We start from the raw sequence: 25,899 nt of genomic DNA, 5'->3' as shown, positions 1-25,899 counted from the left end.
GATCGATTCTTACCTTTCAATAGCCTTAATATCATGCAGTAATAATTTATTTTATTACTGCATTCTTTTTATGGCCTCTTCGTCCTATTCCTTCCTCTTTCGCATTATTATCGTCTTCATTCTTTCTTATTTGCTTTTCCTTGTGACTTCAAAGAGAATAGCCCCCTAATTAACTCATCAGAGCATCAATATGACTGTTTCAATTTACCTTGTAAAAGGACGTGACAAAGCATTACGTCGTCGTCACCCTTGGATTTTCTCTCGCGGCATTGAAAAAATGGACGGCAAACCAGAGCTTGGTGAAACAGTAGAAATCTATTCAAACAGCGGTGAGTGGCTTGCTCGTGGTGCTTTTTCTCCTCAATCTCAAATCCGTGCTCGTGTTTGGACTTTTGACAAAAATGAAGCAATTGATAAAGATTTCTTTGTTCGCAAACTAAACCAAGCACAAGGTTTACGCGATATTCTTTCTGAGCGTGAAGGGTTAACGGGTTATCGTTTAATCGCGGCTGAATCAGATGGCCTACCAGGTATTACGATTGACCGTTACCAAAACTATTTTGTTTGCCAATTATTAAGTGCTGGCGCAGAAGCAAACAAAGATCAATTAGTTGAAGCCTTAATTGAATGTTACCCAGACTGTAATATTTACGAGCGTTCTGATGTTTCTGTTCGTAAAAAAGAAGGTCTAAAACAACGCACTGGTGTATTACACGGTGAAGAGCCACCTGAATCTGTCATCATTGAAGAGAATGGCGTAAAAATTAGTGTTGATATCGTTAATGGTCATAAAACAGGCTTCTATCTTGATCAGCGTGATAGCCGTGAGCGTTCGTGCAAATACGTAAAAGATAAATCAGTACTGAACTGTTTCTCTTATACTGGTGGTTTTGGTCTATACGCCCTTAAAGGTGGAGCAAAACACGTTATCAATGCTGATGTATCTCAACTGGCATTAGACAACGCGAAAAACAATACTGAAATTAATGGATTTGACTTATCTAAAGCGGAATTTTTAAACGCTGATGTGTTTAAATTGCTTCGTGAATACCGTGATAACGGCACTAAGTTTGATGTTGTTATTATGGATCCACCAAAATTTGCTGAATCTAAAAATCAGTTAGTTGGTGCATGTCGTGGTTATAAAGACATCAACATGCTTGCGATGCAAATTTTGAACCCAGGCGGCACGCTATTAACGTACTCTTGCTCTGGTTTAATGGATACAGGTTTGTTCCAAAAAATTGTTGCTGATGCGGCTCTTGATGCAAAACGTACTGTTCAATTTATTGAACGTTTTGAACAAGCAGCGGATCACCCACTTGATTCTGCTTACCCTGAAGGTTTCTACCTAAAAGGTTTTGCTTGTCGCGTTATATAAGCAATTAGCTTAAACCGGACATATAAAACGAAATAAAAAAAGGCGAGAAGGTTAACCCCTCTCGCCTTTTCTATTTACACAGTAACTTAATCGACTTTAAACGCGTTAAAATCATCAAACAATTTAGTTAAGATCGCATCATCAGACAAACCTTGTCCTGTGATACCTAAGGCATCACTGTCAATACCACTTAATGTTATGTCAGTTTGCTTCCCTGCATTATCGGTCACGGTTACTGTAGTAGATGATGCCACATCATCTATATCTACATTGATATAATTTAATAAATCCATCATATCATTCGTATCAACACCGGTACCTGACAATAGTTCTGCGATATCTAATGTATCTTCATTTAACGTGAAATCACTGATGTTGCTTTGAGATGGCGTTACTGTATCTCCCGCGTTTTCTTCTGCAAAATAGAACATATCATCACCAGCCCCCCCCGTTAATATGTCATTCTGACCAGAGGCATATAAGGTATTATCACTTTCATTACCATAGCTATCAGAGACAACGAGATGGCCTGAATTAGTTAATGAATTTAGTTTTTCTGCGTCTGTCATTCCTGCGGTTGGTTCGCCAGCTAGCTCATCAACAGTAACACCGTCAATAATAATGGTTTGAACCGTACTTCCTGCTTCATTAATATAAATTTCAGTGCTTCCATCAACTTCTGTGATTTGAATTTGAGACGCTAACGTTGCCGTGTCCCAAACCGTTGTAATATTAGCAATATCACTTAAATCAATTCGGTCACTGTCTACATCAAAGTCTTTAATGACATCTCGAGCAAGATCGCCACCAATAGACGCATTTGTCCATGTAAAAGTATCTGCACCACCCACATCAGATAAATCTAATGGGTTACCAAATAGAAGCTCATCATTTGTGGTTCCGGTTAGGATGTCTGAACCAAACACACCTTGAACAATATTCGCTCCAGTAACCGTCACGACAACCGTTTCGGATTTCACTCCACCTTTTCCATCACTAACTTCTACTGTAAACGAATCAGTATCTGTTGCATCGGCCGCAAGAGCTAAGGTGCTATTTTCAAGTAATATGTATGTCCATAATCCAGTGGTTGCATTGATAGTTAACGAACCATAAGTACCATTCGCTGCTGACGTTAATTGCCATGATAAATTATCATTTTCAGCATCTGTTGCACTCAATTGGCCACTAACCGCTTCAACATGCCCTTCTTTAACATCGGCGGTGGTTACCCCTGAGATCTCTGGCGCATCATTTTCACCGGTGATATTAATCGTGATGACTTGCTGAGTCGTATTTCCAGTTTGATCTTTTATATCAATCGTAAAGGTCTCTTGAGCTCCCAATGCTCCGAGATCTTGAGCTAACGTATCATTGAGTTCATAGGTCCATTGTCCTGTTACTGCATCAATATTAAATATGCCATAAGATGGTGCAGTACCGCTTGCGACACTGTAATCGACAGTATCACCTTCAGGATCAACATAGGTGATCACGCCGCTAGTCGTTAAGGTTCCACCTTCTTCAACAGTCCCTTCAGTCACTTGCGTTACAGAGGCATCAATAATTGGTTTGTCATCATGCCCTGTTACGCTAATGGTAATCTCTTGACTAACCGTCCCACCGTTTCCGTCACTAACTTCAATAGTAAAGACTTCGGTTGCCATCGTATCACCAAGAACTTGCGCTTTATCATTATCAAGTTCATAGGTCCATTCACCAGTTGCATTAACGGTTAACGCGCCATAGAGTCCTTCAACATCCCCAGGGGTTGTGCTTGTGTTCGGTCCTGAGATGACAGTATAACCAAACGTCGTATCCTCTAAATCAACATCTGAAACGTCAAGTTGACCAACGGCGAAGGCGGTTCCATCTTCTTCTACGCTTCCAATAAGAACACTACTCGCATTAATCGTTGGTGCATCGTTTTCACCCGTGATATTAATCGTAATCACTTGCTGAACGATACTTCCCGTTTGGTCTTTAATCTCTATGGTAAATGTTTCTTGCGCACCCGATACACCGATATCTTGAGCTAATCCATCATCAAGTTCGTAATTCCATTGTCCCGTGGCCGCATCAATAGTGAACGTCCCATAAGATGACGTAGTGCCACTAACGACACTGTAGTCTATGGTGTCACCTTCTGGATCGATATAAGCAATCTCACCATTCGCAATTAAGGTACCGCCTTCAACAACAGTACCATCAGTGACTTGTGTTACCGATGTATCAATAATTGGCTGATCGTCGTGTCCTGTTACACTAATCGTAATATCTTGAGTAACCGTTCCACCCTTACCATCACTAACTTCAACGGTGAATACTTCCGTTACAATCGTATCACCAAGAACTTGTGCTTTAGCATTATCAAGTTCATAGGTCCACTGACCATTTATATCAACGGTTAATGCACCATAAAGCCCTTCGACATCACCCGGTGTTGTACTTGTATTTGGCCCTGAAATTACGTTATAGCTAAAAGTCGTATCCGATAAATCTACATCCGAAACATCCAGTTGACCAATGGCTGATGCCGTTCCGTCTTCTTCAACATTTCCGATAAGAACACTAGTTACATCAATGGTTGGATCATCATTGACACCCGCAATATCAATGGTGATCACTTGTTGAATTGTGCCACCAGTTTGATCTGTCATTTCTATCGTAAAGGTTTCTTGAGCGCCTGATGCACTCAGTTCTTGAGCCAGAGTATCATTTAACGTATACGTCCACTGACCCGTTACCGGATCGACACTGAATGAACCATAAGACGGCGTTGATCCATTTACAACGTTATACTCTATCGTATCGCCTTCGGGATCAATGTAAGCTATTTGTCCTTCCGCAATCAGGACTCCATCTTCAGCAACATTTCCGGTTACAACTTGTGTTACGTTGGTGTCAATAATAGGATCATCATCAGTACCGGTGATATTCACCGTAACCTCTTGTGTGATGACCCCACCGTTACCATCATCAATTTGAATAGTGAACGTTTCTGTAATGGTTTCATCACCAATATCTTGTGCTTTCTCGTTATCAAGCAAATAGGTCCATTTACCAAACTCATCAACAGTAACGACGCCATAGGCATCTGTTGGAGAAGTAATCACATCAAACGCAAACGTTGTATCACTAATATCGATATCGGAAATATCTAGCTGGCCTGATTCTGTTAATACACCGTCTTCTGCAACATCAACAGAAAGAATACTTGTATTAATTACTTCAGGATCATCATTAGTACCATTCACTGTAAAGGTAATGTCTTGTGTACTGCTTAAGCCATGTTCATCAGTCACTTTTACGATATACGTCAATTCTACTGTTTCACCGACACCAAGTTGTTGAATTTCTAGTGCAGAGTTATCAATGACTAATTTGTAGTCACCATTTGGTTCAAAAGTCAGTGTACCAAGTGCATCCGCATTTACTACTTCCCACTCATGAGTATCTGCCGTATCTGGATCTCCATCATCCCAATTACCGGTAACTTCAATGGTATCCGTTCCACTTACACCACTGTCTTCAGTTAGCTCTGGGGGGACGGTAACGACTAGGCTTGGTGCATCATTTTCACCATTAATGGTTATGGTTATCGTCATGTCAGTAGAAGCGCCGAATTCATCGGTTGCTGTAATCGTTACTGTATCCGTTAATGTTTCGCCTTTTGATAAACTATTTACTGTAGGATCATTACCATCAACTGTATAGGTCCATTTACCCGTAGCTTCATCGACACTGACGACACCATAACTCCCTTGTACGCCCGGACTAACGGTAATACTATCCCCAATATCAGTTACATTGGTTACAAAGTTACCTGATGCAGTACTGCCATCAGTTTCTTTAACGACACCAGTGTCCATCCCTGAAATTTGTGGAATATCATTTGTACCTGTGATATTGACCGTTACCTCTTGTGCTGTTGTGGCTCCATGGACATCAACGGCAAATACGGTAAAGACTTCAGAAACAACCTCACCTTCTTTTAATCCTTGAATATGAGCGGCATCATTATCTAAGGTGTAAGTCCATACGCCATTTTCATCAATAGTAAACGTACCGTACGTACCCGTTAATGTTTTTGCATCAAAGGTTACCGTATCACCATTTGGATCAGTTGCTATTAACGCATTAGAATCGCTCGTCTTATCATCTTCTTTCAATTCCATGATGATTTGATCGTTTTGGGTAATTTCTGGTGGCAAGTTGGAGCCATCAATAGTAACCGTCACGGTTTCTGTTGAGGTTGCACCATAAAGATCCGTAACCGTCACTTCAAAAGTGTCTGATAATGTCTCACCAACACCAAGGAATTTAACTGCATCTAGCGAGGTGTTTAACTTATATGTCCATCGCCCAGTATTTTCATTAAGAACTAATTCACCATATGTCCCTGCTTCTGTATTACCAAGATCGACAGTCCCTCCATTATCAGTAATTGACCATGCATGAAAATCACCGGCATCAACGTCGCCATCATTTAAGTTACCTGAAATTTGGCTATCAGAATCTGTGTTTGAAATACTACCAGTTAATGATCCTGAAATATCAGGAGCATCATTTGTGCCTGTAACATCAACTTTGAAGATCATCATCACGGGATTGCCGTGCTCATCAACAACCGTTTTACCGAATTTATCAACAACCGTAACACTGAAAGTATCAGTGACTAATTCACCTTGATTTAATTGTTGTACTTCTAAGGCATCGTTATCAAGTACATAAGTCCAATTGCCATCATTATCTAAAACCAGTGTGCCATATGTACCATCGCCAGAAACTAGATTCCAAGTAAGGTCAGGAGTTAGGCCATCAACATCATTTAATTTACCGGTTTGCTCTAATGGAGTGGTATCCTCCATGAAATCTATTTCTTCAATAATTAGAACCGTTTCAACATCATCGGCAACACCAGTAATCTTAATCGTAATAAGAGAATCAGTACTCTTGGCTCCATGATTATCTTCGACGACAACTCTAAAGAAATCACGTTCAATTTGTTCAGGTGTCAACGCTTGTACCGCAGGATCTGCGTTATCTAATACATAAGTCCATTGGCCTGTCGCTTCATCTAATGTTAACCAACCATAAGTTCCCTTAATCGTGATAGAGCCATTATTTGCATCACCATCTTCATCGGTACGCTTATTACCGCTCGCATCCACGATATACCAAGTATGTGTATCACAACTGTCTGGATCACTTACTGTTAACTGCCCAGAGACTTCAAGACTTTCATCTTCAATCACTTCACCCTGTTCACCAAATAATGGAGAGTCAGTAATTATCATTGGTATATCATTAGTCCCAACAATGGTCACATTAATAAGAACCGTTGATGTTTTACCACAGCTATCCGTAACCGTTACTGTCCACTTCTCAGTAACACTCTCACCTTCGCACAATGAGTCGACATAAGGCTGAGAGTCATCAACATCATAAACCCAGGTGCCATCAGGATTAACGACAAGATCCCCAAATAAGCCACCATCAACAGAAGATGCTCCTGAAACACTATTAATAGTACAACCAGAAGGTAGCCCTAAATCTCCAGCGGTTATTGTCCCACTTCCATCACCACCAATAGGGTCTCCATTCGCGTCTACACCTTCTTCTTTTGCTTCAATATCAATAATTTCATCATATGAGCCACCACCTCCTCCATCAGGATCCGTATTTCCTTTAACAGTAATAGTGACTTCAAACGGTTCAGATACACCACCGTGCTTATCCGTAGCCCTAACCCAGAAAGAATCAATTCCAATCTCATCAAAATTAAGTGCATTAGTATCTGGATCAAAGTTATCTAACAAATAGGTCCATTGCCCATTTTCATCAATGGTTAATATTCCATATGTTCCCGATCCATTTTCAACCTGCCAGCTGACTACCTCATCACCTAAATCGATATCATCAGCAATTACATTACCGGTTACTTTCGTAAATTGACCATTAAATTGGCCATCTGGAACAAATTCGTAAGCATCTTCAATGACCGTTGCAGAGCTATCACCAGAAACGACAGGTTTATCATTCGTGCCCACAATAGTAAAATCGATTTGCTCTGTAGTAAAACCACCGTTAGAATCATGCACAACAGCAGCAAAAGTTTCAGAGATGGTTTCCCCTTCATTTAAAGACTGAATCGCCGTCGAATTTTTATCAATTTCATAACGCCATGAACCGTCAGCTTCAAGATAAAACGTACCATAATTACCTACGTAGGTTCGAACTTCAAAAGACGTTGCATCTCCAGCATCTACATCTGTAGCAATCAATTGACCAGTAACAATATCTGTCGCTTGATCTTCTTTATACTCTCCAGTTGCTCCGCCTGTAATTTCAGGAAGATCATTAGTACCTTGGATTGTAATAACAATATCATCAGTCGAAGACTCTCCCATTGAATCCGTTACGGTTACCGTAAACGTCTCTGTGAAAGTATCATTAGGACCAAGTGCTTGAACAGCAGCGAGAGAGTTCATTAATATGTAAGTCCATCGACCACTTGAATCCATGGTAAGCGAACCGTATTGCCCAACTCCGTTATCCAGGTTCCACGCATGAATGTCACCAACATCAGGATCTGAACTGTTTAACTGACCATTAATAGTAGTTGTTTGATCTTCGATTACGGTTCCAGATAATGCGCCGCTTAATGAAGGGGCATCATTCGTTCCTTCAATGGTTATTTCTATTTCTTTTTCAGACACTTGACCAAATGAATCCGTTACTTTTACGGTAATGGTATCAACAATTTCAGCACCTTCTTTTAGTCCATTAACTGTATTGTTATTATTATTAAGAACATAAGTCCAATGCCCATCTTGACCGAGTGTAAACTGCCCATACTGTCCGGTAGAACCAACAATATCCCATACTAAGGTATCTTGAGAATCTAAATCGCCAGACAATAAATCACCTGATATTTCATTTATTGCTGCATCTTCTTTAATCTCACCAGTCGTATCACCAATAATTCCCGGTGAACTGTTGGTACCTGCAATATCAATAACAACTTCTATTTGGCTCGTTCCACCTTTCCCATCATCCACTTCAACAATGAACTTATCTTGAACAACTTGCCCAGATGAGATACCTATCGTTGCCGGTCTTGAATTGTCTAACTGATAAGTCCACATACCAGTATTAGGATCAATACTTAATGAACCATAGATACCATTAGGAGTAAGCGTTGACCATGTATGGTCATCTAAGTGATCGATATCAACTGCCGTTAATTCACCTGTCGCGATGTCTTTTCCTGTCGTGCCTTCAATCGTGCTGCCTGTTGTTGCTCCCGCAATTGATGGTAGATCATTATCGCCAATAACATCGATCGTAATTTCTTTAGAAGTAGAAGCACCAAAACCATCCGTAACAGTGACCGTAAAGGTATCTTGAACTTTTTCCCCTTCAGATAAAGACTGTACTGAATCTTTATTGTTGCTCAGAGTGTAGGTCCACTTCCCATTAGGATCTAATGACAACGTACCATATGAACCGGTATTTGAATCCAAGCTCCATGTATAAGTATCACCAATATCTTGGTCATCTGGGTACAGTTGTCCATCTATTTCAGTAATAACGGAATCTTCTTCGATAATCCCAGTTAGCTTACCTGATAATTCCGGTACATCATTGGTACCTTCGACAGTAACAGTAACGGTAACTGTATCTATCGCGCCATATTGATCTTCTACCTGAATAATATATTTTTCAGTCTCAACTTGACCAGAAAGTAATCCTTGCGTTGTACTTAACGCATTATCAATCGTATAAGTCCATTTACCATTTTCATCTAAAGATAATGACCCATATACACCTTGTGCATCTGTTAATAATGTCCACTCATGAGTATCTGTTGTATCAACATCACCATCGGTTAATTCACCAGAAACAGAGAGAGCATCATCTTCAGTAATTGTTTGAGTATTAACACCACCAATATCGGGAATATCATTAGTACCAAGAACTTCAACGGTAATCATAATGGCATTAGTTCCGCCATGTCCATCATCGACAATAACAGTAAATGTTTCAAACTCTTGTTGGTTTTCTGCTAGTGATTGTGTATCTGAATTTAATGGATCCAGTGTATATAACCAATTGCCATCTGCATCGACAGTCATATTACCGTATTTACCAGCGCCCCCACCATCAACAACCCAAGTATGCGTGTCATTAAAGTCAACATCGACAGCAGTTAATGCACCAGTCGCTGTGGGAATAATATCTTCGACGGCAGTGCCTGTGGTTCGACCCGTGATAACAGGACGATCATTCGTCCCTTCAATTGTAATTTCAACAGTATGTTGTGCAAAACCACTATTTCCATCGCCCACAACGACAACAAAACGTTCAACAACGCTTTCTCCAGCAGCGAGAACTTGCGATTCAGTTCCATTAAGCGTATATGTCCACTTACCTGTTACTGAATCTACTGAAAAACTGCCTAATTTCGATTCAGAGGCCCCAATCACAAACCAATTATGCACATCGGATAAGTCAACATCATCAACCGTTAATGTATCTGAAATAGTTAAGATCTCGTCCTCTTTAACGGTTCCGGTGTCATTACTGTCGACAACACTTGGTAGATCATTGGTACCTTCTAATGAAATAATGATTTCTTTTTGATCGGTGCCACCTTGTCCATCATCAACCGTAACAATAAAGCGATCTTCGGCTGATTCTCCTTCTGCGAGCTGTTGGGTTTCGTCTAAGGCATTGTTAATGGTGTAAGTCCATTTACCATTTGCATCTACCGTAATTGAACCATAAGAGCCAGTTGCCGGCTGAACTTCCCATGTATGGGTATCTGAAAGGTCTACATCATCAACAATGAGCTGACCTTCTGTTGTTTCTATTGAATCTTCTTTTACGGAACCTAATAATTGCCCTGATAACTCAGGATCATCATTAGTCCCATTAATTGTAATTTCAACGGTTTCTGTAATAACACCACCTGCACCATCACTTAGTTCAACGGTGTAATATTCTTTTATTGGCGCATCTCCAGCACCTAAAGATTGAGCGGCATCATTATCTAAGGTGTAGAGCCAAATACCGGTACTTGCATCTAATGTGAATTTGCCATAAGTCCCAGTATCTGAGCCAACGATATCCCAATTAAACGCACTCGTCGTATCTTCATCTGATGCCGTTAATGTTCCCGTTGTCGTTAGTATTGTATCTTCTGTTACTGCACCGACAACATCGCCTCCGATCACTGGTACTCCATTAGTACCAACAACCGTAATCACTATTTCGATGGAATCTGTACCACCTTGGTTATCATCCACAGTAACGGTAAATTTATCTTCGACACTTTGACCTTCGGTCAATCCTTGTGTTGCTGCTAGTGCGTTATCGATGGTGTAAACCCATTTACCCGTAGCAGGATCTATCGTAATCGAGCCATAAGTACCCGTATTACTACCAACACTCCAAGCGTGAACATCTATGAGATCAACATCATCAACGGTTAGTTGACCTTCGGCCTCTGATTGAGTTGCGGTATCTTCTTTCACTAGACCAGTAGACTGACCTGACACCACAGGTTCATCGTTTGTGCCCGTTACTTCAATCGAAATAGTTTCAGTAGTTAAGCCACCTTCCCCATCATCAACTTGAATTTGATATTCAACAGTATGTGTTTCACCATTTGCTAAAGCTTGAACTTGCGCAGCGGTATTATTAAGGGTGTATTCCCATTTACCAGAGCCATCAGCATTAGTCGAAACGATGATAGAACCATAAGGATCTGTGTTTGAAGAAAGTAATGTCCAAGTATGCGAATCTAATGTGTCCACATCATCAACAAATAAATCGCCACTGGTGCTAAGTGTTGTTTCTTCGACAACAGCACCAGAAATGATAGATGAACCTGAAACTGCTGGTGCATCATTGGTCCCCGTCACTTCAACGGTGACGGTATGTGTGACAGTCCCGCCTTCGCCATCATCAGCCACGATTTCAAAGGTTTCAGTTTTGACTTCACCATTTGAAATGGCTTGCGTTCCTACCAGTGTATTGTCTAGCGTATAGGTCCATTTGCCGGTCGCATCGACCGTTAATTCACCGTACGTACCTGCGCCATTCGTCACTGACCACGTGTGTGTATCGGTAACATCGGCGTCCGTTACACCCAATTGACCTGTCGCTTCGGCCACCGTGTCTTCAACAACGGAGCCCGTATCGGTACCACTGATGGTTGGGCCATCGTTCGAGCCCGTCACCGTGATCGTGACTTCTTGTGTGTCTATTCCACCGTGATTGTCTTCCACTTGAACCACGTACACGATATCAAGAGTTTCGCCCACGCCTAATGCAATCACACTTCCTGATGCAGCGTTTAAATTAAATGTCCATTTACCATCGGTACCAACCGTAAATGTACCTAAATCATCATTTGTGTTTGCTTCAACTGTCCACGTATGCGTGTCTAGTGTATCGACATCTTCAAGCACTAAATCACCGGTCGCACTTTCTGTTGCTCTGTGCTCAACCGCCCCTGCGATCACTGACGTATCGGTGATTTCAGGGAGATCGTTGGTGCCCGTTACTTCAACGGTGACGGTATGTGTGACAGTCCCGCCTTCGCCATCATCCGCAACGATTTCAAAGGTTTCTGTTTTCATTTCGCCATTGGAGATGGCTTGGGTTCCCGGCAGCGTATTGTCTAGCGTATAGGTCCATTTCCCGGTCGCATCGACCGTTAATTCACCGTACGTACCTGCGCCATTCGTCACTGACCACGTGTGTGTATCGGTAGCATCAGCGTCCGTTGCATCCAGTTGACCTGTCGCTTCGGCCACCGTGTCTTCAACAACGGAGCCCGTATCGGTACCACTGATGGTTGGGCCATCGTTCGAGCCCGTCACCGTGATCGTGACTTCTTGTGAGTCTATTCCGCCATGATTGTCTTCCACTTGAACCACGTACACGATATCAAGGGTTTCACCCACCCCTAACGCGATAACACCCGCTGATGCAGCGTTTAAATTAAATGTCCATTTACCATCGGTACCAACCGTAAATGTGCCTAAATCATCATTTGTATTTGCTTCAACGGTCCACGTATGCGTGTCTAGTGTATCGACATCTTCAAGGACTAAATCACCAGTCGCACTTTCTGTTGCTCTGTGCTCCACCGCACCGGCGATCACTGACGTATCGGTGATTTCAGGGAGATCATTGGTGCCTGTCACTTCAACGGTGACGGTATGCGTGACAGTCCCGCCATTGCCATCATCCGCAACGATTTCAAACGTTTCAGTTTTGACTTCACCATTTGAAATGGCTTGCGTTCCTACCAGTGTATTGTCTAGCGTGTAGGTCCATTTGCCCGTCGCATCCACTGCCAATGAGCCAAAGACACCTGTACCATCCGTCACTGACCACGTGTGTGTATCGGTAACATCGGCGTCCGTTGCATCCAATTGACCTGTCGCTTCGGCCACCGTGTCTTCAACAACGGAGCCCGTATCCGTACCACTGATGGTTGGGCCATCGTTCGAGCCCGTCACCGTGATCGTGACTTCTTGTGTGTCTATTCCACCGTGATTGTCTTCCACTTGAACCACGTACACGATATCAAGGGTTTCACCCAGCCCTAACGCGATAACACCCGCTGATGCAGCGTTTAAATTAAATGTCCATTTACCATCGGTACCAACCGTAAATGTACCTAAATCATCATTTGTGTTTGCTTCAACTGTCCACGTATGCGTGTCTAGCGTATCGACATCTTCAAGGACTAAATCGCCGGTCGCACTTTCTGTTGCTCTGTGCTCAACCGCACCGGCTATCACTGACGTATCGGTGATTTCAGGGAGATCATTGGTGCCAGTCACTTCAACGGTGACAGTATGAGTAACGGTGCCACCTTCGCCATCATCCGCAACGATTTCAAACGTTTCTGTTTTGACTTCACCATTTGAAATGGCTTGTGTATCTGACTTGGTATTATCTAGCGTATAGGTCCATTTGCCGGTCGCATCGACCGTTAATTCACCGTACGTACCTGCGCCATCCGTCACTGACCACGTGTGTGTGTCGGTAACATCGGCGTCCGTTGCATCCAATTGACCTGTCGCTTCGGCCACCGTGTCTTCAACAACGGAGCCCGTATCGGTACCACTGATGGTCGGGCCATCGTTCGAGCCCGTCACCGTGATCGTGACTTCTTGTGTGTCTATTCCGCCGTGATTGTCTTCCACTTGAACCACGTACACGATATCAAGAGTTTCGCCCACGCCTAATGCAATCACACTTCCTGATGCAGCGTTTAAATTAAACGTCCACTTACCATCGGTACCAACCGTAAATGTACCTAAATCATCATTTGTGTTTGCTTCAACAGTCCACGTATGCGTGTCTAGTGTATCGACATCTTCAAGGACTAAATCGCCGGTCGCACTTTCTGTTGCTCTGTGCTCAACCGCCCCTGAGATCACTGACGTATCGGTGATTTCAGGGAGATCGTTGGTGCCTGTAACATCAATAGTAACCACTTGAGTTGCTTGAGCACCGCTGCCATCAGTAACAATAATTGTAAATGTATCCGTTTCAGTTTGGCCTTGTGATAACGATTGAGTTGCAGAAAGCGTGTTATCTATTTTATAAGTCCACTTACCATCAGCATCAACACTAATAGAACCAAATGCACCAGTATCAGGCGCCAGTACAGACCATGTTGCCGTGTCACCTAAATCAACATCCGCAGAAGATAATGATCCCGATGCTTCTTCTACTGTATCTTCAACAACGGAACCAGTACTTGTTCCACCAATAATTGGGCCATTATTTGAACCCGTTATGGTTATCGTCACTTCTTGAGTATCAATTGCACCATTATTATCTGCCACTTGAACAACATAAATAACATCAATTGAATCCCCCTCACCAAGAGCAAGAAAAGCGGCGGCAGCTGAGTTTAATCCAAAACTCCATTTACCAGTACTATCGACATTAAACGTACCTAAATCGGCATTACTGTTTGGTTCAACCGTCCATGTATGGCTATCTAATGTATCCACGTCTTCTAAAACCAAATCACCAACAGCATCAATACTTACTTCACTCACATCCCCAGAAACCACTGATGAACTGGTTATTTCAGGCGTATCATTTGTACCTGTAACATCAACAGAAATAGTGTGAGTTACAGTGCCACCTTTTCCGTCATCTACAACAATTTCAAACGTTTCCGTTTGTGTTTCTCCACTAGAAAGAGCCTGGGTCGAAACTAAGCCATTATCTAAGCTATATGTCCATTTACCAGACCCATCGATAGTGAGTGAACCGAAAGCGCCCGCACCATCAGAAACGGCCCACGTAATTACATCACCCGCATCAGGATCAACGGCATCTAATTGGCCTTCAGCAGACGCAATAAGATCTTCAACAACTCGTCCTGAGCTTGTACCATTAACGACGGGATCATCATTGGTACCAGTAATCGTGATCACAACTTCTTGTTGAGCTATGCCTCCGTTACCATCATCAGCCTGAATCGTGAATGTTTCAGTTACCGTTTCTCCGGCACTTAATGCTTGGGTTTCATCACGAGAATTATCTAATGTGTATTCCCAAACACCATCATTAAGAGTTAATACACCATAAGTTGCGTTACCGCCTTCGACAATTGTCCAAGTGTGGGTATCTGAAGCATCTATATCAGTAACGATTAAGGTTTCACTCACTGTTGAGTCTGCGTCTAACACATCCCCTTCAGTTAAGTTACCGGTAGAAATACCAGAAATAATAGGTTCATCATTTGTACCAACAATGATTACACTAACTTCTTGAACACTGCTTAATCCATTACTTGACGTAACAGTGATCTCAAAAACATCAGTAATAACCTGACCATTAGCTAATGATTGAACAGAGAGTGCGTCATTATTAAGTACATACTCCCACGCCCCCGTTAACTCATTGATAGATAATGTACCGAACTCACTCGTTGTATTGCCATTAATTGTCCATGTGTAGACTTGGCTACTTCCCGCATTAGACACAATAAGTTGCCCGCTTGCTTCAGTATCAACATCTTCAACCGTGAACCCAGGAGTCTGCCTTGTCACATCAGGCGTTTCAGGTTGAGAGCTTGAGTCACTACCACTTAAATTATCTATTTCATCTTGATTGTCATAAGAAAAGGCATTTGACGTCGTAAAGTTAGTGGTCGCGATCGAGGAATAGTAGGCGTAATCAATACTAACAAACCCATTGTTAGCAGAACCACCCCCTTCACCCGCAGCGGTTGCTTCTAGAATTTCAGTAGGATCTTCTCCAGATAGAATGGCGGCTTGAATCGCAGCAACATCGACATTATCCGCCGATTGCTCTGGATCAACTTTAATAGCACCATCCACTTGCTGAACTTTTAATGGATCATTTTCTTTTGTTTCATCAAGACAACTGACGCAGTTTTTATCGATGGTAACTAATTTACCATTAATTTGAACCACGACTTTGGCATTATAAGGAGTAAACAATACTGAATCACGATCAATGTTTTGACCAACAGCTACTTTTGTTGGTACACCGTCTTTATTCAGTGAATAAGCTTCACCTTCTATTGTTTTTATTTCTATTTGAGAAGGAATAACTGTTTCTTTCATGTAACCACCTAAAATCCATTTAACCGCATCAACAAATTAACTTTTACTTTAGTAGTCTAAGCATAGAATAAAAATTCACAAACACCCAAAACACTAGCCGGTTAATTTATTGTTATAAAATTATTAACTGATAGTTTTATAACATAATTTTTTCTAAATTTAAGTATCAAATTTCTCATAATCCTTTATTCTTTACGTGTTTATTTTAATCGAGACATCATCATGAGCAAATTAACGTCAGATACTCAAGCAAACCTAGATCTTTTCATTGCTGAAACAAAAGAAACTCAACTAGTTTGGAGCCTTTATAACGATGAAGGTTGGATTTCTGTTGAATCTACTGAATTTGAAAACGCTGAAGTAATGCCATTTTGGTCGAACAAAGAAGATGCCGCATTTCATAATGTTGAAGAATGGGCTGATTTTGAAGTCACAGAAATCCCACTAGATATCTTCGCTGAAGATTGGTTAGTGACTTTATCTGAAGATGGTGTTTTAGTTGGTACTAACTGGAACCAACAACTTGAAGGTAAAGAAATAGAAGCGACTGAGCTTGCAAAACTATACCTTTAAGCTACCACTTATCATTTGATAGGTAGTAAAAAGGCAGTATTTATTACTGCCTTTTTTGTGCTTACTCACTTGAGAGCACGTTATAAATTCAAAACAACCACCAATGTATATTAATTATTGTTTGTCCAAAAATTTCACCGCTTTATCTGGATAATCCGTAAATACCCCATCGACTTTCACTGTGTTATAAAACACATCTAGCATATTTTCAAAACTCGTCGCGTAAGGTGCAATACGATCAGGTTCAGCACGGAAAGTAAATGGATGAACCACCAATCCGGCCTCTTTAGCTTGTTTCATTAATGGCTTGATAATAATGTTATCTTTGGTTGATGCATCGTCAACTAACATTGGTTTCCAAGGACCAATTCCATCAGCGTAAGCGGCAACTTTTTTCATTCCATCCGACTTAAACATCCAATCGTAACTGTAAGGCTGTGCGAGCTCACCATTGTACGTCATAGTTTCATCCCAATCCGTATAGGCAATCAATTGAACGAGTTTCAAATCCATATTCATGGCAGGTAATAACTCATCATTAATTCGTTTTAGCTCTATCGGATCAAAAGATTGCAGATAGATTTTGTCGTCTTTGCTGTCGTAACCGTAATCTTTTAATACTTTTAACACCGCTTTACTGATGTCTTTCCCTTCATGCCGATGAAACCAAGGTGCTTTAATTTCAGGATAGAGGCCAATGTCATATCCTAATGTTTGATTTAATCCTTGGATCAATTCAATCTCTTCAGCGAAAGTAGGCACTGTGAAGCTCGATTTCCACATAGGAAAGCGATCTGGGTAGCCTGCCACTTTATTCCCTTTATCATCAACGTTAAAACCTTCAGTTACGCGTAAGCTTTTTATCTCTGCCAACGTAAAATCAATCGCATAATAACGACCGTCATCACGAGCACGATCGGGAAATCGTTCAGCAACGTCAGTCACACGATCCAAATAGTGATCATGCAACATCACAAGTTGATCATCTTTAGTCATAACGACATCTTGTTCGATGTAATCCGGTTTCATCGCATAGGCAAGCGTTTTTGCTTCCAAGGTATGCTCAGGTAAGTAACCCGACGCTCCGCGATGTGCAATAACAAGAGGATCTGCGTGACCCAATGCAGAACAAGCCAAAGTGAGAATTGAAAAAGTGAGAGCTTTACGTTTCATTATTTAATCCTTTAAAGCCCCCTACAACGGTAGGGGGAAAGCCATTATAATTTAGTTACTGATAATCACAGTTTGTGTATACAAAAACTAAACTCATATAACTTCATATTTATGATGTTTTGATTACGATTACGCTATCGTCGCTTGCTCTTTATCTTTAGCTTTAGCTTTATGATGTGCACGCTCTCCTAAGAAGGCATAACACAAGCACACGATAGACAACACACAAGAAGCAACCAGAATCATAAAGCCACCATCCCAACCAAAGTGGTCTACGGTATAACCTAATACAATGTTTGCGGTAACTGCACCACCAAGATAACCAAACAACCCAGTAAGGCCAGCCGCAGTACCTGCTGCTTTTTTAGGAACAAGCTCAAGTGCATAAAGGCCAATAAGCATCACAGGGCCATAAATTAAGAATCCAATAGCCACTAATGCAATCATATCAATCGTTGGATTTCCCGCAGGGTTAAACCAATAAACTAATACCGCAGCAGTTACAAGAACCATAAATAAGATGCCGGCAGGTGCACGACGTCCTTTAAATACTTTGTCTGAAATCCAACCACATAACAATGTACCAGGGATACCAGCCCACTCATATAAGAAATACGCCCAAGACGATTTATCAACGGTGAAACCTTTCGCTTCTTTTAAATACACAGGAGCCCAATCAAGCACACCGTAGCGAATCAGATAAACAAACGCGTTTGCAATCGCGATAGACCAAAGCAGCTTATTATTGAACACGTATTTAAAGAAAATCTCTTTTGCTGTCATCTCATTTTCATGAGACTTATCGTAATCATCTGGATAATCATTTTTATATTCTTCAATCGCTGGTAAACCACAAGATTGAGGCGTATCACGCAATGTAGCCCAAATGAAAACAGCAACTAACGTGGCAAAAATGGCTGGTACATAAAATGCTGAGCGCCAATCGTCGTTAAATGCCCAAAGGCCCAATAAGAAAAGAGGACCAATTAACCCGCCCCCCACATTGTGTGCAACGTTCCAAACCGAAACCAGTTCACCACGCTCTTTACGTGACCACCAATGCACCATCGTTCGACCACATGCAGGCCACCCCATGCCTTGAAACCAACCGTTCAAGAATAATAAAATGAACATTGCCGTAATACTGTTTGTCGCCCAAGGCATAAAACCAAAGCAGAACATAACAGCGGCAGACATCAATAGGCCCGCACTGAGAAAATATCGAGGATTAGAACGGTCAGACACACTGCCCATTAAGAACTTTGACAGCCCATAAGCAATAGATACCGCCGCTAAAGCAACACCAAGATCCCCACGGCTAAAACCTTGGTCAATCAAATAAGGCATTGCTAAACTGAAGTTCTTACGAACTAGGTAGTAACCGGCATAACCGACGAAAATACTGAGGAACAATTGCCAACGTAAGCGAGTATAGGTGCCATCTATCTGATTAGAAGCGAGGCGTGCTATATGCGCTTGGGGTTTAAATATACCAAACATAGTTAACTCCGTTATTATATTTGCGATGGTGAACAACATAAAGCTCGAACGATCAAATAAAACATTTCGTTCGAAAGTGATGCGCATTGTGCTGTTCAAACGAATCTATTTCTGTGACAAATATTACAAGTTGACTAATTAGTTTATTTAATAGGCAAAGGTGACCTTTATCGAGCACCTTTTTGGGAGGAAGGTTGGATTAATTCAATACGTTAGCTATTATCTGATCACGTTGAATACGTGCTTTTTCTGATTCTGTCGTGGCTATTTTAAACTCTTTTTCTAACTGAGATAAATAAACCGCTAATTCTTCTTCATTTTGGAACATTTTGTCTTTAACATTAATTGATGCCACATTGGTATAACGACCATCACTACTTTTAGGTACACTAATTTCACCACTGTTGATCAAATTTTTTATGATTTCACACTTTTTCATATCCCTCAAGACCACTTAATGCCCAACGGTTCATTGGTTTACCTTCGTATTTACCATTTTTCACTTCGCTTAGATAACGAATGGTTAAATTACGGATAGTTCCTTCATCTTCGCCAAACTCTTCTTCAGTATCAAATAATACAGGGAAAAAACGTCCTTCAAGAACACCGCCCACTTTGGTTAAATGTCCCATACGGTAGCTGTTCATCCCTATGCGAATAGGCGTTGTGTCTGTTATGGGTTTTCCATCAGCAGAGTGAAGGTCTGTAATACGTGATCCTGCAGGTTTAGTGAGATCAATGGTATACGTTACACCTGCAAAAAAATCATTGGTAGAATATTTAGATGAACGACGTTCAAGATTGAAGCTGTAAGTCACATCCCCTTCTTTTACGCTATTAAAGTAACCAGCTGACCACTCCATATATACTTTCAAATCTTTGCCGGTCATCTTATAAACTGTAATTTCTCCGCCTGCATATTGATAGTTATACGCGATGTCTATGGCTTTCAATGCCACTTAGAGTTTTTAACTGATAACCTCACGGATCTCATTCATTACAGTACGAATGATGTTTCGAATTTGGAGCTTCATCAGTTCATTCAAAACCCAGCAGAAATAGTGAGCACAGCGACAGAAAATATGAATCATTTATTAAAAGACTTTCTTAATAACATAACAAATGAATACTGCTTATCGAAAAAATAAACGTTAAATTATATTAAAAATACTTATTAAAAAAGCCGTCAAATTAATCATCTGACGGCTTTTTATTGTTCAAGAGTTTTTCGTTTTCTAACTCTTAATCAACCACACTTCTTCTGCAAAGCGAGTTAATCCTTTTTTAATTCTAGGATGCTCAGCATCTGCTTCATCACGTTGTAATTTTGTGATGCTCATACCTGAAAACAACGAACGTACTTCATCCTCTGGTACTGAGAAAGGAGGCCCTGACATTTCATTTTGGTCATAATCTAATGTCACTAACAAGATACGCCCTCCCTCTTTTAAACGAGAACGTAATACTTGCACATATTCAGATCGCATCTCTTTAGGCAACGCCACTAAGGCTGCACGATCATAAATCAGATCGGTCGCCTCAATGGGTGCAGTAAAATAATCGCCAGCAAAAATAGTAAATTCGTCAAAATCATACAGCTCAAGCGTACTACTTAATGTCGTCACCGTAGGTGTGTATAAACGCTCTGCAAAAAATGCACGTACTGCAATTTGGCTTAACTCAACACCAGAAACTGAGTTGTGTCTCTCTGCAAGCCAATCTAGATCCATTGATTTGCCACATAATGGTACAAACACTGTTTGTTCACGAGTGGGATTTAAGGCTTTCCAAAACTCCGACAAGACGGGATTGGTATCTGGTAAATGAAAACCAATGACGTTACTCGCCCATTTTTTTTGCCAAAATTCTTGATCCATTTGTTTTCCTTTTTGATAACTTTTTATTATTTAGAAAGGGTAACTCATCCCCTTCTTCTGTTCTATAGATTCTCTATTTCAGGGGGCTTATTGACTTAAATATAACCTAATAAATGATTTATATTCCATTTGGTTATATAGAATAACTTTTTCTAATTATCATACTGAGTAGCTTATCGTTACTATGATTTTAAATATAAAGAGCTTGTGTCAAATCGACAAAATAACGAGCACATAAATAAACAGGAAAAGCAGTATGTCATTAGCCGTTATCATCAATTTGATCGTCTTTATCGGTCTTATCTTTTTTCTTAATACGCAACAGCGTAAAGAATACACCTTATCCCGCCTTGTGCTTATAGGCTTAATTGCGGGTAGCGTTTATGGGTTAGCACTTCAACTTATTCATGGTGAAGGCAGTGCTATCATTAAGACCACGCTTGATTGGGTGAATGTTGTTGGCAGCGGTTATGTTGGCTTACTAAAAATGGTTATCATGCCATTAGTATTAGTCTCTATGTTTTCTGCGGTAGTGAAACTGGATAAATCAGGCTCTTTAGGTAAGATCAGTGGCGTCACGATTGGCGTACTTCTATTTACCACTATGATTTCTGCCCTTATCGGTATCGGGGTAACTCAAGCCTTTGGTTTAACAGCGGCAGGCTTAACAGAAGGCGTTCGTGAAACCGCTCGCGTTGCCGTATTAGAATCTCGCATTAGCAGCGTTAGTGATTTAACCATCCCTCAAATGTTAGTTAGTTTTATTCCTACCAATCCTTTTGCCGATTTAACTGGCACTCGCTCAACCTCTATTATTGCCGTCGTCATTTTTGCAATTTTAGCGGGTATTGCTGCGCGTAAAGTCAGCCAAGAAAAAGAAGAACTCGCCGGACCAATCAATACGTTTGTTGAAGTTGCACAGTCAATAGTCATGCGTTTAGTTAAAATGATCATGGCACTAACGCCTTACGGTATTTTAGCGTTATTAACTAAAGTCGTCGCAACATCAAACGCTGCAGATATTTTAAACTTACTTGGTTTTATCGTGGCATCTTATGTCGCGATCTTATTGATGTTTGCAGTACACGGTTTATTGGTTTCTTTTGTTGGCGTAAACCCAATTGATTACTTCAAGAAAATTTGGCCTGTATTAACATTTGCATTCAGCTCTCGCAGCTCAGCGGCAACGATTCCATTGAATGTACAAGCTCAAATTACTAAGCTGCGCGTCCCGCCTGCGATTGCAAATTTATCAGCTACGTTTGGTGCGACGATTGGCCAAAATGGGTGTGCAGGCATCTACCCTGCAATGCTAGCGGTAATGGTTGCACCAACCATGGGTATTCCAATTGACGCTCACTTTATTCTTTCTCTGGTTGCGATTATTACTGTCAGTTCATTTGGTATTGCTGGTGTCGGCGGCGGTGCAACATTTGCGGCATTAATCGTTCTTCCTGCTATGGGCTTACCTGTAACCATCGCCGCACTGCTTATTTCAATTGAGCCTCTTATTGATATGGCTCGTACTGCACTTAACGTCAGTGGCGCGATGACAGCCGGAACCATCACAAGCCGAGTACTTGGTGAAAAAAGTACCGATGAGCAAGTAGAAAGCGCGCAAGTGTAATTCTAAATAGCCCTATTCATTTTCAATAGGAAGCCTGCGGGCTTCCTATTTTTTTGCTTAAAAAAAATAACCTTTCATGACATAAAAGTGACATATGGATGTAACACCGTTGTCATTTGATCCATTTAGCATCTACCACTTACTCACTCATTATTATTTGCGTAGGTTATAGATGATATTTAAACAACGACGTTCTATTTCTCTGATCCAAGCGTTTACCGCACTTCTTACTGGCATCGTACTTTGTTTAATTTTTCTTTCTTTAATTAGCAGTAGAGGTATCGACCGGGTTGGTGAGCAATTTACAGAATTAAGCACTCACACTTTCCCCCTCGCACTCACTAACGCCCAACTAACAAAGAATGTCCTGCAACAAGTAAAGCTTATGAATGAAGGGCTACAAGCAAATAAAATCGAGACATTAGAGTATGTTCAAAACTCCATTGAAGAACGCATCAAACAAGCAAATATCAATCTAGATTCATTAAGTCTACATAAAAATACAGTCACGAGAAAACAACACCATCAGCTAAAACAATATTTAGTGCAACTAACCTCTCAATCGTCACAGATCTTAACCATTCAAAAAGAAACGCTTACTATTAATGACGCCATCGACCATTCATTACAGGGATTACGTTATGGATTAAGCTCTATTGGCCCTGAAATGAATCGTATTAGTCAGTTTTTGATTTCAAACAATAGTGACGCTGACGATGCGGCCAATCGATTTGTAGCAAGTGCAATGGCATTAGAAACCACATTTTTGATGTTAATGGCAGAAGAAAAAACGGCCGAAGCGAAACGCTTATATAAAGAAATTTATAACCGTATTTCTGCTTTAGAGTTGGCGTTTGATGATCTTTCTCAGTGGTATCCTGATATTAATAGTTACATGAGTTTAATGGCCCCATTAGACATTGTTTTCAATGAGCTAAAAAGCGATCACTCGATTCCTCATTTTATTCTTACTAAGCTGTCTTTAATCGAACAACAAAACGAATTGATCAATACTGCCTCCACAACGTCACTGTCTATTATTCATGTGCTTGACGCTATTTCTCTTTCGGCTGAAACTAAAATCACACAAGATTCGCAGTGGGTTGTTCAGGCTATCACCGAGTTCAAACACATCATTGTCGTCATTAGCGTCATTCTCATTATTACGGTATGGATTAGTGCATTTTTGATCCGACGTTGGACAACAAAAGGCCTCAACAATATCATCACTCATTTAAAACAGCTGTCTGAGCACAATTATCAACATTCAATTCCCGAACTTGGCCCTAAAGAAATGCAGCTCATTGCAGGTAAGCTGAATAAAGTCATCAACTCCACCACTGATTCCGTGAAAAATATGTCCCGTAATTGTGATGTTCTCTATCAAACCTCGGAAATAACAAAAGAGGTATCAAACGAAATTGAGCAAGGATTAACGCAACAAAATGAATCATTAGGGGCAATGGCCTCTATTGTTACCCAACTAGAATCCTCAATTAACGACATTGCTCAATTAACCCAAGAATCACATAGCGAAACCAGTAATGCGACACAAGCTGCAAATCTTGGGTTAACTGTTTTACATACAAACAACGAACGCTTAACGCACCTTAATGATGCCTTATCAAAAAATGTTAATGCCATGAATACTCTTGATGTTCAAGTAGATAAAATTCGTTCAATGGTCAGTGTTATTGCGAATCTTGCTGAAAATACAAATTTACTGGCTCTAAATGCCGCAATAGAAGCAGCGCGAGCAGGTGAACAAGGCAGAGGCTTTGCTGTTGTTGCGGATGAAGTAAGAAAATTAGCAGGAAACACATCAGAGCAAACGAATAATATTAGAAATACGATGCAATCTCTTCTCGCTGCGGCAGAAGAAGCAAAATCAGCGGTGTTAATCAGTCAATCAGAAATGACACTTGCTTTAGAATCGAGCATGGATGTCAGTACTACCTTCGAACAAATCTCCACCACCATCAATCATATTAGCGATCGTGTCTCGCAAGTCTCTGTAGCAACGGAAGAACAAGCTTATGCAGCAACCGAGGTAACCAATAATATCAACCACATTAACGAGCAAGGTAAAACGATTGAATTACAGTTAAGTGCCTTTGTCGAATCAACAGAAGAAGTGGCAAATATTGCCTCCCAACAGCAACAATTATTGGATAATTATCGACTGAATTAAGGCAGAACAAATAGGGAAACTGATGGGATGTATACCGTAATAAATCGCATTAGTTATTCTAATCTTAAAATACAATTTATCTTGCTTTTATAACCCGTATTTTTATTTATAATGCGCGCAACTCAAGAGGTTGACTCTTAAATTATCACTCATTATTAACTCATTCCACGGTGTCGCTATGACTAAGAATATCATAACTAAAATCGCAACAGCTTATCAGCGCTCATTTGTTGAACTATACAAACGTGATAATAAATAACGCTTTAAAATTAAACGAAAAAAGGAGCTAATCAGCTCCTTTTTTGTTATCTAAACATTTTAACCTTTTGGTTATTATAGTATTTTCAAGGCTAATTGAGCTAGATTATACGCATCAACATAACCTGAATGCTGTCGCCCTTCCCATTCGATATGAAGCTCTTCCATTGCTCTGCGTTGACCCATACGATCATTTTTCTTACGCGATTTAATACGATAAAGAGTCGCTAGATTAATAAATTCAACAAATGGAAATTCAATACCTTTCGCTTCACACTCAGATTTTAAAATCAGTTCATCATGACCCCAAGCAGCATAAATTTTATTTGTGCCACCGAAGTTTTTAATCATTGATTTCAAAACACCTTCTAAAGGTCTGCCTTGTTTCTCAATTTTACGCGGAGTGATCCCCGTAAGTTCAACACAAAAAAGTGAAATTTCATCTTCGTCAGGCTTTACATAATATTGAGCGCGTCTAACCACTTCGCCTGTCTGCAGATCAATTTCAGCCAAACCGACTTCAATGATTTCTCCTGTTCTGCCTTTGCCATTCTCATTCCAACAGCACATTTCTAAATCAAAACAGACAATACGATTAAAGTTCATGGTGTTCCTTTGGTGACTCAACATTTAGTAGATGGGTATTCTACTAAATCAAAAGCGCTTACGCGAGACTC

General features: G+C 40.7%; 9 protein-coding genes and 1 pseudogene. 4 read left to right on the top strand and 6 right to left on the bottom strand.

Annotated elements, in window-relative coordinates; all coding sequences use genetic code 11:
• The first annotated feature begins 190 nt into the window (after window positions 1–190).
• Window positions 191–1,381, top strand: coding sequence for a class I SAM-dependent methyltransferase (locus tag AACV33_RS06800; protein WP_017021260.1), 1,191 nt, complete (start codon window positions 191–193; stop codon window positions 1,379–1,381).
• A gap of 86 nt (window positions 1,382–1,467) precedes the next feature.
• Here the strand turns inward: AACV33_RS06800 and AACV33_RS06795 are convergent, their stop codons facing one another.
• On the bottom strand, window positions 1,468–16,023 hold the full coding sequence (locus AACV33_RS06795) for a retention module-containing protein (RefSeq protein WP_182699995.1): 14,556 nt from the start codon (window positions 16,021–16,023) through the stop codon (window positions 1,468–1,470).
• Between the two features lie 222 nt (window positions 16,024–16,245).
• On the opposite strand from AACV33_RS06795, the gene AACV33_RS06790 reads away from it, so the two are divergent.
• Window positions 16,246–16,596: a DUF2750 domain-containing protein gene (locus AACV33_RS06790; RefSeq protein WP_012550323.1), complete on the top strand. Its 351-nt coding sequence runs from the start codon at window positions 16,246–16,248 to the stop codon at window positions 16,594–16,596.
• 114 nt (window positions 16,597–16,710) lie between these two features.
• Here the strand turns inward: AACV33_RS06790 and glpQ are convergent, their stop codons facing one another.
• The 4 genes and pseudogenes from glpQ to AACV33_RS06770 all read right to left on the bottom strand — a co-directional run bounded on the left by glpQ (window position 16,711) and on the right by AACV33_RS06770 (window position 21,146).
• Complete coding sequence (gene glpQ / locus AACV33_RS06785) at window positions 16,711–17,769, bottom strand: glycerophosphodiester phosphodiesterase (protein WP_182699994.1); 1,059 nt, start codon at window positions 17,767–17,769, stop codon at window positions 16,711–16,713.
• 129 nt (window positions 17,770–17,898) lie between these two features.
• Window positions 17,899–19,269 carry a glycerol-3-phosphate transporter gene (gene glpT, locus AACV33_RS06780; RefSeq protein WP_026025520.1) on the bottom strand — a complete coding sequence of 457 codons (1,371 nt, stop codon included), beginning with the start codon at window positions 19,267–19,269 and terminating at the stop codon, window positions 17,899–17,901.
• A 199-nt stretch (window positions 19,270–19,468) separates the two neighbouring features.
• Window positions 19,469–20,222 (bottom strand): annotated as a pseudogene (locus AACV33_RS06775) (5'-nucleotidase C-terminal domain-containing protein); the annotation flags it as partial.
• Between the two features lie 282 nt (window positions 20,223–20,504).
• Entirely contained in the window at window positions 20,505–21,146 is a 642-nt protein-coding gene (locus AACV33_RS06770) for a thiopurine S-methyltransferase (RefSeq protein WP_023603464.1), read from the bottom strand.
• Window positions 21,147–21,402: 256 nt separating this feature from the next.
• Between AACV33_RS06770 and AACV33_RS06765 the strand changes: the two genes are divergently transcribed.
• Entirely contained in the window at window positions 21,403–22,773 is a 1,371-nt protein-coding gene (locus AACV33_RS06765; protein ID WP_182699993.1) for an L-cystine transporter, read from the top strand.
• Window positions 22,774–22,945: 172 nt separating this feature from the next.
• On the top strand, window positions 22,946–24,964 hold the full coding sequence (locus AACV33_RS06760) for a methyl-accepting chemotaxis protein (protein WP_023603465.1): 2,019 nt from the start codon (window positions 22,946–22,948) through the stop codon (window positions 24,962–24,964).
• 333 nt (window positions 24,965–25,297) lie between these two features.
• Here the strand turns inward: AACV33_RS06760 and AACV33_RS06755 are convergent, their stop codons facing one another.
• Window positions 25,298–25,828, bottom strand: coding sequence for a 3'-5' exonuclease (locus tag AACV33_RS06755; protein WP_023603466.1), 531 nt, complete (start codon window positions 25,826–25,828; stop codon window positions 25,298–25,300).
• Between the last annotated feature and the right edge of the window lie 71 nt (window positions 25,829–25,899).

This window comes from Aliivibrio sp. SR45-2, from assembly GCF_963890165.1.
GTDB lineage: Bacteria > Pseudomonadota > Gammaproteobacteria > Enterobacterales > Vibrionaceae > Aliivibrio > Aliivibrio salmonicida.
The sequence above is the reverse complement of the archived record's forward strand: the minus strand, read 5'-3'. Positions and strand labels throughout refer to the sequence as shown.